At 72.9% G+C, this 11,776-nt stretch carries 5 protein-coding genes and 1 pseudogene; 1 reads left to right on the top strand and 5 read right to left on the bottom strand.

Annotated elements, in window-relative coordinates; all coding sequences use genetic code 11:
- From VE172_RS17330 to VE172_RS17310, 5 genes and pseudogenes are all read right to left on the bottom strand, one after another.
- The coding region (locus VE172_RS17330) for an ATP-dependent helicase (RefSeq protein WP_324803199.1) at positions 1-3,006 on the bottom strand (3,006 nt) is incomplete at its 3' end.
- A 178-nt stretch (positions 3,007-3,184) separates the two neighbouring features.
- Positions 3,185-6,274, bottom strand: a complete 3,090-nt coding sequence (locus tag VE172_RS17325; RefSeq protein ID WP_324803198.1) for an ATP-dependent helicase — start codon at positions 6,272-6,274, stop codon at positions 3,185-3,187.
- A 67-nt stretch (positions 6,275-6,341) separates the two neighbouring features.
- Positions 6,342-7,148, bottom strand: a complete 807-nt coding sequence (locus tag VE172_RS17320) for a MetQ/NlpA family ABC transporter substrate-binding protein (RefSeq protein WP_324803197.1) — start codon at positions 7,146-7,148, stop codon at positions 6,342-6,344.
- Positions 7,149-7,228: 80 nt separating this feature from the next.
- Positions 7,229-7,870 carry a methionine ABC transporter permease gene (locus tag VE172_RS17315; protein WP_324803196.1) on the bottom strand — a complete coding sequence of 214 codons (642 nt, stop codon included), beginning with the start codon at positions 7,868-7,870 and terminating at the stop codon, positions 7,229-7,231.
- A 44-nt stretch (positions 7,871-7,914) separates the two neighbouring features.
- Positions 7,915-8,616: pseudogene (locus VE172_RS17310) on the bottom strand (methionine ABC transporter ATP-binding protein); the annotation flags it as partial.
- A gap of 345 nt (positions 8,617-8,961) precedes the next feature.
- Between VE172_RS17310 and VE172_RS17305 the strand changes: the two are divergent.
- Positions 8,962-11,772, top strand: coding sequence for a tetratricopeptide repeat protein (locus VE172_RS17305; protein ID WP_324803194.1), 2,811 nt, complete (start codon positions 8,962-8,964; stop codon positions 11,770-11,772).
- The last annotated feature ends 4 nt before the right edge of the window (positions 11,773-11,776 follow it).

The raw sequence follows: 11,776 nt of genomic DNA, 5'->3' as shown, positions 1-11,776 counted from the left end.
CGGGTCGATGCCGCGCATCGCCGCCCACGCCTGGCGGTAGGCCGCCAGCTGCACCGCCGCCGAGCGCGCCGCCGCGCCGCGCGGGGGGCGGCCGGTCTTCCAGTCCACCACCTCGAAGCCGTCGTCGGTGCCGAAGACCGCGTCCATCCGGCCGCGGATCACCACGCCATTGAGGACGGTGACGAAGGGGACCTCGATCGCCACGGGGGCCCGCTGAGCCCACGCGGAGGCGGCGAACGCCTCCTGGAGCTCGGCGAGGCGCTCGTCGGTTTCGGGGGTGTCGGCCGATCCGGGCAGCTCGTCCAGGTCGAACAGGGTGGCGCCGCCGAGCCGGTTTTCCACCCAGGCGTGGAACGCCGTGCCGCGGCGGGTGTGCGGCGCGGGGGCCTGCGGGACGGGTCGGCGCAGGCCGCGGGCGAACTCCTGGGCGTCGGCGTGCCAGGCCACCAGCTGCGACACCGACAGCTGGTTCGGCACGGGCACCGTGATGTCGGGGCGCTCGCGCTCGGCGCGCTCGGCCAGCAGCAGCTCGGCCTCCTCGGCCCAGCGTTTCGCCTCGTCGAAGTCGGCGAGCGCGCCGTCGCTGGCCCGCACCGCGCCGGCGGCCGCGGCGACCGTCATCTGGTTGGGGCCCAGGGGATCGGCGTCGGGCCAGCGGGCGGTCAGGTCGGTCTCCAACAACGGGTTGGACTCGCCGGGCTCGTCGCACCATCCATCCACATAGGCCCCGGCGGCGGTGGCCTCCTCGAGGAACACCGAGGGCCCACGCGGCTGCTCGGCCTCGTCCCACCAGTAGCCCGCGATCAGCAGTTGATGGCGGGCGCGGGTGAGAGCCACATAGGCCAGCCGGCGCTCCTCGATCTCGTGGTGCCGCTGGACGTCCTTTTTGAACTCGCCCTCGGCGGCGCTCAGCTCGGCCGCCTTGGTGACCCCGCGGATGTCGAGGCCGGGCAGCTGGTCGGCGTCGCCGCGCAGCGGATAGGGGAGCTTGCCGGTGTCGCTGAGCCAGGTGCCGCCCCGGGTCTTGCCGGGCAGCACCCCCTTGCACAGCCCCGGCACGGCGACCACGTCCCACTCCAGCCCCTTGGAGGCGTGGATGGTGAGGATCTGGACGGCGCCGTGCTGCTCGGTGGCCCCGGCGATGTCGAGGCCGCGCTCCCGCTCCGCGGCGGCATCCAGATAGGACAGGAAGCCGTCGAGGCCGGGCAGCGCCGCCGTGGCGGTGTAGCGGGCCGCCTCGTCGGCGAAGGCGTCCAGCATCTCGCTGTCACCCTTGTGGACCAGCACCTCCACCTCGAGCCCCGAGACCCGGCACACCTCGGCCACCAGGTCGCTGACGGGCTGGTCGATGCGGGTGCGCAGGATCGCCAGCTCCTGGCGCAGCGCGTCGAAGCGGTCGTGGCCCTCGGGGCTGTAGCGCTCGGCGGGCCCGAGGTCGTCCAGCGCCTCGGCGAGGGTGGCCTCCGACAGGCCCTCGGCCGACGGCTCGAAGCCGCGCCGCTCGGGGGCCAGCTGGCGGGCGCGGGCGTGCAGGGCGGCGAGGTCGCGCGGGCCGATCCGCCAGCGCGGCCCCGTCAGCAGCCGCAGCAGCGCGGGGCCCGACGACGGGCGGGCCAGGACGGTGAGGGTGGCGTGCAGCTCGCGCACCTCGGGGGTCTCCAGCAGTCCGCCCATGCCGATCACCTCGACGGGAAGCCCCTTGGCGCGCAGGGCCTCCTCGAGGCGGGTGATCTGCGAGCGGCGCCGCACCAGCACGGCGGTGGACGGCGGGGTGCGGTCGGGCTCGTAGGTGACGGCGTCGCGCGACCAGCCCGCGTCGGTCCACAGCGCCTCGACGCGGTCGGCGACCCAGGCCGCCTGGTCGTCGGCGGTCTCGGTCAGGCAGGCCACCACCTTGCCGGGCTCGTCGAAGCCCGACTCCAGTTCGGGCACTCGCAAACCGCTGGCGCGCAAGGGTTCGGAGATGGCGTTGGCTACCGACAGGATCTCGGGGCGGTTGCGCCACGACACGGTCAGCTCGTCGTGGCGGGCGTCGGCGCCCTCGGACGAGAGGAACTCGGTGCCGAAGCGCGCCAGGGTTCCCGTGCTGGCGCCGCGCCACGCGTAGATCGACTGGCAGGGGTCGCCCACGGCGGTGACGGGGTGCCCGCCGCCGTACAGCGCCTTGAGCAGCTCGATCTGCGCGTGCGAGGTGTCCTGGTACTCGTCCAGCAGCACCACCTTGTAGCGCTCGCGCTCGATGCGCCCCACCTCGGGCGCGGCGGACGCCACCGCCGCGGCGCCCGCCAGCTGGTCGGCGAAGTCGACCGCGCCGTCGAGGCGCTTGCGGCGCCGATACTCGTCCACCAGGGGCAGCAGCTGGAGGCGGCCCGCCAGGTCGGTGAGGATGCGCTCGGTCTTCTGGGTGCCGCGCCCCACCCGCTGCCGGATCTCCTCGCCGAGCTGCTGGGTGAACTCGCGGACGTCGTCGCCGTCGCGCAGATGCTCGGACATCTCGTCCGACAGCGACAACACCCGCCGCACCACCGACTCCACGGTGAGGCTGACGGCGTTCATCTCCCCGTCGTAGCCGCGCACCGCCGCGTACGCCAGCTGCCAGGCCCCTGCCGCCGACAGCACCTTGCCCCCGGGCTCCAGTCCCGCCCGCGGCCCGTGCTCGCCGACGATGTTGGACGCGTACGCGTGGTACGTCGACACCGTGGGCTCCCCGACGGGCGGCTCGATGTCGTCCACACCCGACAGCCGCGCCAGCTGGGTGCGGATCCGCGAGGCCAGCTCGGCGGCCGCCTTGCGGGTGAAGGTCAGCCCGAGCACCTCGCTCGGCATCACGAAACCGTTGGCGATCAACCACACCACGCGCGCGGCCATGGTCGCGGTCTTGCCCGAGCCCGCCCCGGCCACGACCAGCCCCGGCGCCAGCGGCGCCTCGATCGCGGCGGCCTGCTGCGCGGTCGGCGGGTGCGGGTCCCCCAGCAACGCCGACAGGTGCTTCGCCGAAAACCTCACCGTTGGCTCCTCCAGCTGGCGCTCGGGTGGTCGGTTCCGGGCGGCCGCGACCGCCCCGGCCGCGGGGAAGCCAACCGTTGGCTCCTCCGTCTGGCGCTCGGGCGGTCGGGTTCCAGCGGCCGGGACTCCCTCGGCCGCGGCGAAACCAAGGGGCGGTGGCGAAAGCCGAAGCGCGCCGTCATCGCGTCACCGACCTTCCCTGGCTGCTGATCGGGCAGCACTGCTTCACCGCGCAGGTGTCGCACTTCTTGGTGTGTACGGCGTCGAATGTGGACGAGGCCATGGTCTCGGCCACCGTCAGCACCTGCCTGCGGGCCCAGCCGGGGTCGTCGGCGTCGGGCAGGGCGGGTTGTTCGCGGACCGGCGCGGACTTGGAGGTGGTGCCCGGGTAGACCAGGGACGCGCCCGCCGGCGTGGTGCCGTGCTCGGCGAAGGCGCCCGATTCCACCGCGACCTGGTAGGAGGCCAGCTGGGGATGCTCCTGGGCGTCGGCGGCCGACACCGCGTTCTTTCCCGTCTTGATGTCCACGATGTGCAGCCCGCCGTTGAGGTCCCGCTCCAGGCGGTCGACCGCGCCGACCAGGTCGGTGGTGACCGCCCGGGGCCCGTCGGGGAGGGTGACGCTGAAGCGCTGCTCGGCCGCCAGCAGCTCGCGGGTGTTGGACTCCAGCCAGTCGGCGAGCTTGTTGACCATGGAGCCGACGCGCTCGGAATCCTGGCGGGCCTTCCACGGCGCCTCCGAGGGCAACCGGGTGAGGTGCTCGGATATGAAGCGCCGCATGGCCTCGCGCGGGTCGGGCTGGTAGGCGGCCTCCTCGGCGGCGGCGTGCACCAGGTTGCCGATCTCCTGGGAGATGCCCGAGGGTTCGGTGCCGCCGTGGCGTTCCAGCATCCAGCGCAGGCCGCACTGCTCGGCCAGCTCCACCGTGGACGGCGTGACGCGGACGCGCTCGCCGGGCAGCGCCAGCGGGCGGTCGTCGGACAGTGGACGCAGCCCCCACCACTCGGCGGGGTCGGCGCCGGGCACCCCCGCGGCGGCCAGCCGCGACAGCTGGGCGATCGCGGCGTCCTTGCGGCGCCCGCTGGGGCCGCAGGCGACGCGGCGCAGATCGGCCACCAGCCAGGGAAGCGTCAAGGGTCTGTCCAATTTGCCCGGTCGAGCCAGGGGGATGTCGAGATCCTCGATGAAGCGGCTGGGCTGGTTGTCCTCGGCGTCGGCCACGGCGGTGACGATCAGGCGGTCGGCCGCGCGGGTCAGCGCCACGTAGAACAGCCGCCGCTCCTCGTCCAGCAGCACGCTCATGGTGTCCAGATCGGACGCCACTCCGTTGCGCACCGCCTCCACCAGGTCCTCGGAGCCCATCAGGGAACCGCGCGGCCGCAGGTTGGGCCAGCGTCCCTCCTGGACGCCCGCCACCACGACCAGGTCCCACTGGCGCCCCTTCGCCGAGTGCGCGGTCAGCAGTCGGACCACCTCGCCGCGGCGGGCGTGGGCGGCGCGGGTGTCGGCGGGCAGCACCTGCTCCAGGACGTGGGCGGCGAAGGCGTCGGCGCCCGAGCCGGGCAGCCGGTCGGTGAAGTCGGCGGCCCACTCGAACAGCGTCATCATGGCGTCGAGGTCGGTGTCGGCGCCCGCCGCCCGCGAGTCGCGCGACACCGCGCGCCGCGCCAGGTGCCCCGACAGCCCCGACCTCTCCCACACCGCCCACACCACGTCCTCGACGGTGCCCTTGGCGTCGCGGGCGCACTCCATCAGCTCGGCGATGCGGCGCGGGGGATCGGCCCAGGGCGCCTCGGGCAGGGCCGTCAACTCGGCGGGGTCGCGCAGCGCCTCCACCAGGAGCTCGCCGGCGGGGCGGAACACGTCGGCGGCCACCGCCTGGGCCCGCAGTTCCTGGCGCAGCTTGCGTTCGGTGAGCGCGTCGGCGCCGCCGTAGGCCGACTGGAGCAGCGTCACCGCCGTCTCCTCGTCGAGCAGCTTCGGGTTCAGGCCGCATTGGATGATGGCGAGGAGATTGCGTACCACCGGTTGCGTCGACAGCGGCTGGTCGACCGCGTCGATGTGTACCGGTACGCCCGAGTGCCGCAGGGCGCGCTCGATGACGGGCAGCTGCTCGCCCGCCGACTTCACGATCACCGCCATGCGCGACCACGGGACCTCGTCGCGCACGTGCGCCGCCCGCAGCTGCCGGGCGATGTACGCCGCCTGCTGGGTGACCGAGCGCAGGATGGTCGCCTCCACGGCGCCCGCGCCCACCTCGGGTCGCGCGCCGCGGCGGCGGTGGCGGTCGGTGCCGCGCAGCCGCTTGGCCACCCGCGCGGCCACCTCCAGGGGCTCGCGGGCGCTGCGGTGACACACGTCCAGGTCGACGACGGGCGCGGTGTCGCCGGTGGCGGTGGCGAAGCGGTCGGCGAACTCCCGCATCACCGTCGCGTCGCCGCCGCGGAAGCCGAAGGTCGCCGAGTCGGCGTCGCCGAGGGCCACCAGGTTGGCGCCGTGGCCCGCCACCAGCGACAGCAGCTCGATGTGGGCGGGATCGGTGTCCTGCAGCTCGTCCACATAGACATATGTCGGACGGTCGATCAGTTCGGGGTCGTCCCTCAGCTCGCTGGCGGCCGCCCGCACGATCTCGGCGGAGTCGTAGGTGGCGCCGCCCGTCAGCGACCGCAGTGCCAGCACGTCCACGTACTTCGCCATGAAGTCGGCCGCCGAGATCCACTCGGGACGGTCGTGCATGCGGCCCAGCGCCGCCAGGCGCGGCGCCGAGATCCCGCGCTCGGTGGCGCGCAGCAGCAGGTCCCGCAGCTGCGCGGCGAACGCGTGGGTGCCCAGGGCGGGACGCACGGTCTCGGGCCACGCCACGGTGTCGGCGCCCAACAGCTCGCGGATGATGACGTCCTGCTCGGGGCCCTTCAACAGCTGCGGCGGCGGCTCGCCGCGGCGCGCGGCGGCCGCGCGCAGGACCGCGAACGCGTACGCGGGGAAGCTGAACACCGGCACCTCGGCGCCGGTGATCTCCAGCCGCGCCGTGATCCGCCGTCGCAGGGTCGCCGCGCCGCGGCGGCCGAAGGCCAGCACCAGCACATCGGACGGTGCCGCGCCCTCGGCCACCCGCGCCGCGATCGACTCGATGAGGACGGTGGTCTTGCCGGTCCCGGGGCCGCCGTGCACCAGCAGCGGCCCGCGGCGATGCCCGATCACCCGCGCCTGCGCGGCGTCGGGCACGAAGCCGCGCCCGCCCGGCTCCTCATACCCCGGACGTGCCACGAACCGATAGCCAGGCGCAGTCACGTCGGCCATCAAACCACGGAGGTGCGACGCGGCCGAGGGTCGGTCAGAAGACGGGCAGCACCGATCCGTCCTTGAAGTGGGACTTGATGTACGCGCGCACCTTGTCGGACGTCAGCAGCCTCTCCAGCTTCTTGACCTGCGCGTCCTTGGCGTGCTTCTTCGGCACCACCAGGTCGTTGGAGTACGGGTTGTGCCTGGCCTTCTCGATGGCCAGCGCCTTGGACGGCTTCAGCCCCGCCTCCACGGCGTAGTTGCCGTTGATGATGGCCAGCTCGCTGTCGTCGAGGGTCCGCGGGAGGTTGGCCGCGTCGGCGGGGTTGAACTTCAGGTGCCTCGGGTTGGAGGTGATGTCGTCCTCCGTGGGCAGGTCGCCGGCGTTCTTCGACAGCGCGATGATTCCGTTGGCGTCCAACAGTTCCAGCGCGCGGGCCTCGTTGGCGGCGTCGTTGGGCAGGCTCACCTGGGCTCCCGAGGGCACGTCGTCGAGCGAGGCGACCTTCTTGGAGTACACGGCCATCGGTTCGACGTGGACGGACGCCACGGAGACCAGGTCGCCGTGGTTCTTGGCGTTGAAGTCCTTGAGGTACTGCGGGGTCTGGAAGTAGTTGGCGTCCAGGTCGCCCGACTCGGTGGCGGGGTTGACCTGGGTGTATTCGGTGAACTCCTTCACCTCCAGCTTCAGCCCGGCGTCGTCGGCCAGATTGTCCTGGATGTACTCCAGGATCTTGGCGTGTGGCTCGGGCGTGGCGCCGACGACCAGGGTGTCGTCGTCGGAGGCGCAGGCGCTCAGGGTGGTGGCGGCGAGCACGGCGGCGGCGCCGGTGGTGGCGAGCAGGGCCTTGCGGTTCATTGTCGCTCCAATGTGATGAGAGTGTTACGGCGAGTGATTACAGTGGACATAGCGGTGGCGGTGTGCGGCGCGAAGCGCCCTCAGCGGTGGTCGAGGCGGCGGGCGGCGAGGTCTCCCGCGAACTGGAAGATCTGGACGATGACGAGCAGCAGCACGACGGTGGCGACCATGTACGCCGCGTCGTAGCGCTGGTAGCCGTAGCGGATCGCCAGGTCGCCCAGGCCGCCGCCCGCGATCGCGCCCGCCATGGCCGAGTACCCGGTGATCGCCACGATCGTGACGGTCAGCGCGCGCACCAGGCCGGGCAGCGACTCGGGGATCAGCACCCGCGCTACGATCCCGGTTCGCTTGGCGCCCATGGCCTGTGCGGCCTCGATGACACCGGGGTCGACCTCGATGAGCGCCGACTCCACGAGGCGGGCGAAGAACGGGATCGCCGCGACCGCCAGCGGCACCACCGAGGCGGTCGAGCCGATCGTGGTGCCCGCGACCACCCGCGTGAACGGGATGATCGCGACCATCAGGATCACGAACGGGACGCTGCGTCCGATGTTGACGATGACGCCGAGGACGCGGTTGAGTGGCGCGTTCGGGGAGACGCCGCGCTTGGCGGTGGCGTACAACAGGACGCCCAGCGGCCCGCCGAACACCACCGTCCACAGTGCGGACAGCCCCACCATCTGGAGGGTTTCGAGCGACGCGGTGACGAGCTTGTCGGTCATGCGCGCCCGACCCCGAGCACCTGCTGGCTGACGCGCCGCGCGCGCTGGGCCAGGATCGAATCGGGGTCGCCCAGGAGCGCGTCGACGGGGCCCTGCTCGACGATGCGCCCCTCCTCCATGATGGACGCGGAGTCGCAGATGCGGGTGACGACGTCCAGCTCGTGGGTGATGAGCAGGATCGTCAGCCCGAGCGTGTCGCGCAGGCGCACCAACAGCTCCAGGATCTCTCCCGTGGTGTCGGAGTCGAGCGCGCTGGTGGCCTCGTCGGACAGCAGCACCTCGGGGCGCGGCGCCAAGGCGCGGGCGATGGCCACCCGCTGCCGCTGGCCGCCCGACAGCTGGGACGGGTGCTTGGCGGCGTGGTCGCTCAGGCCCACCAGTTCGAGCAGCTCGGCGACGCGGGCGTCGCGCTCGGCGGCGGGCACGCCGTGCAGCCTCAGCGGCAGCGCCACGTTGGCCGCCACCGTGCGGTTGTGCAGCAGATGGAAGTGCTGGAACACCATGCCGATGCGGGTGCGCGCGGCGCGCAGCTCGGCGGCGCTGAGCGCGCCGAGGTCGCGGCCGCCCACCGACACCGACCCCGAATCGGGGCGCTCCAACAGGTTCACGGTGCGCAGCAGCGTGGACTTGCCCGCGCCCGAGCGGCCCAGCACGCCGTGGATGTGACCGTCGGGAACGTCCAGAGTGACGTTGTCGACGGCCACAGTGGAATCGAATATTTTCGATACTTCAGACAGGGTTATCACGATTGATCCCGTTCAACGCGGGTAGGACAGACTGCCGCTTCGGGGCGCGGCGGGGGATGGAAGGTCGGTGGCCCTCAGCTGGCACACATTCGCCGACACCCGCGCATGCCGAGCATCGCGACGCGCTGGGCGTCGCGGCGGCAGTCGTTGCGCGGATGGGCGTTCACGTCGGCCAACATAACGGCCCGCCCCGCTCGGCGGCAACGAACTGTGAGCAATGCCGCTGCGACACGCCGACGGGCGTCCGCTGAGCACGGATTCGAATTCGGACACGTCGAAGGCTTGGGGCGCAAGGAGTGTCGCGTTCGTTCCCGGTTTCGGTCTTTCGCGTGGTTGGATTACCACGTGACTGATTCGCCGAGGTGGGCCGCGGACACGCCTGCTCCCGCGCAGTTGCCCGACGACGTTGGTGGCTTCGTCGGACGAAACGCGGAGCTGGCGGAGCTCGACGCGCTGGGTGACACGGGCGCCGTCGTGGTGTGGGGAGACGACGGGGTGGGCAAGACCGCGCTGGCCCTGCACTGGGCGCGCGGCATCGCCGCGCGCTTCGAAGCGGGCCAACTCTTCGTCGACCTGCGCGGCGACTCGGCCCATCCCCGCGAGCCGTCGCGCGTCCTGGATCGGATGCTGCGCGCCCTCGGGGTCTCGCCCGACGACATCCCCGCCCCGCTCGAGGACCGCACCGCGCTGTTTCGCTCGCTGGCCAGCCAGTGCCATCTACTGGTGGTGCTCGACAACGCCGCCGACTCCTCACAGGTGCGCCCCCTGTTGCCGCCCAAGGAAACGGGCCTGACCGTCGTGACCAGCCGCGGTCGCCTGGACGACCTGATGCCCGACGCGCAGGAGCTGCGGCTGGGCCCGCTGTCGCTGGCCGACTCCCGCGCCCTGCTGGCCGCCGACCCCCGCACCAACCGCGCCGCCACCGAGATCTCCGACGAGGTGGTCGCGGCCTGCGGCGGGCGCCCGCTGGCGCTGCGGCTGGCCGCGGGGTACGTGGGACATCGGCGCCGCAACCACGACCTGATCAAGCACCTGCGCCGCATCGACACCGCCGCGCTCGGCCCACCCGCCGACGTCAGCCCGCGCCCGCGCCGCGGCGGGGCAGATCGGCCCGTGGCGGTGGAGGCGCCCGCCGCCCGCGACGCGGAGACGGCGGAGCAGGTCAGGCCCCGGGCCTACCGCGGCCGCGGCGACCATGCGGCGACCGACGACGACCTCGACCCGCCCGCCGACGGCGGCGAGCCGATCGCCGTCAAGCGCGTCAAGCCCCGCCCGTACCCGTCCCGCCGCGGCCAACCGCCCGCCGATGGGGCGACGCGAAACCCCGACCCGCCAGTGGTTCCCGACGGGGCTGAGCCGACGGGGTCGCCCGTCGACGCGGAGCGGGTCGGGCTCCGCCCGTACGCGTCTCGCCGCGATCGGGCGGCTGATGACGGCGCGGGGTGGGGCCCCGACGCGTCAGCGCGGAACCCTGACCCGCCAGTGGTTCCCGACGGGGCTGAGCCGACGGGGTCGCCCGTCGATGCGGAGCGGGTCGGGCTTCGTCCGTACGCGTCTCGCCGTGATCGGGCGGTCGATGACGGCGCGGGGTGGGCATCTGACGCGTCGTCGGGTGCCGATGCCCGTTCACGCCGCCGCGGGTCGAAGGCCGCTGCCGACGCCGACGGCCAGTCCGCGAGGGTGGGGGCGGCGGTGCTGGAGACGCTGTTCGCCGTGGCCCACCACCACCTGCCGCGGCGGGCCCGAAAACTGTTGTGGCTCATCGGACTTCACCCGTCCTGCGATCCCGAGACCCCGAGCCTGGCCGCCATGGCCGACCTGCCGCTGGATCGGACCGTCGAGGCGCTGGACCAGCTGACCGCCGCGCGGCTCATCGACCCCTCGCCCAGCGGCGGGTGGCTCGTCCACGACCTGGTGCGCGCCCAGGCCGCCGCGCTCGACCCGCCCGAGGACCCCGACGCGGCGTTCTCCCGCCTGCTGGAGTGGTACCTGGCGGCGACCGTGCGCGCCACCGAGGCCGCGTACGGCACCCATCCCGACACCACCGAGGTCGGCACCTCCACCCCGCTGCCGAGCTTCGACGACGGCGACGCCGCGATCGGCTGGCTGGAGACCCGCCAGGACTGCCTGTACGAGGCGGTGTTGTGCGCGCCCGAGCACGGCGCCCAGCGGCCCGCCGCCTACCTGGCCGCGGCGCTGTTTCGCTACTTCTCGGTGCGCGGCCACCTCGACGAGTGGACCGACATCTCCATCGTGGCGGTGGACGCCGCCCGCCTGGCCGAGGACCGCCGCGTCGAGGGGCGGCTGTGGCTCAACCTGGGCTACGCGTACTCCGACTCCTCGCGACACGCCGAGGCCGAGGACTGTTTCCAGAATTCGCTGACCATCTCGCAGGGGCTGCTCGACAAGCGGGCCCAGGCTACCGTCCTCAATGTCCTGGCGGGCTCCAACATGATCGCGGGACGCTTCCGACAGTCCTATGAGTACGCCAGCGTGGCGCTGCCGATGAGCCGCGAGATCGGCGACCCCGTCGGCGAGGCCATCGCCCTGGAACACCTGGGAATCGTCGACACGCTGCGCGGCGAGTACTCCCAGGCGATCTGGCTCATCGAGCGTTCGCTGGCCATCTACAACGAGCACGACGTCCACGCCATCATCCCCGACGCCCACTGTGAACTCGCGTTGCCGCACATGCGACAGTCCGAATACGACGTCGCCGAGCGCCACCTGGACGAGGCCCTGGACGGCTTCTCCTCGCTCGGCGACCACAGCGCCGCGGGCTGGTCGCGCAGCCGCCTCGGCCTGGTCAAGAGCCTGCGCGGCGAACACTCCGAGGCGATGGAGGAACAGCAGCGCGCGCTGCACGAGATGCGGCGCTCGCCCAAGCACAACTATCGGGCCGAGGCGCTCAACAACGCGGGCGTGACCTACCGCCTGGCGGGCCGCCCCGCCAAGGCGCTGGACCACCATCGCCTGGCCGCCGAGTCCGCCGAGCGCGCCGAATGTCCATACGAGAGCGCCCGCGCCGTGCAGGGCATGGGTCTGGTGCATCGCGACTCGGGCTCCGACCACCTGGCCGACCGCTACCTGTCGGACGCCCGCACCCGTTTCATGATGCTGGGGGCCGCCGAGGCGCACCCGCCGATGGCGACGTGACTCA

This window comes from Stackebrandtia sp. (assembly GCF_035643755.1).
Taxonomy (GTDB): domain Bacteria; phylum Actinomycetota; class Actinomycetes; order Mycobacteriales; family Micromonosporaceae; genus Stackebrandtia.
This window is presented reverse-complemented; position numbering and strand designations above follow the sequence as displayed.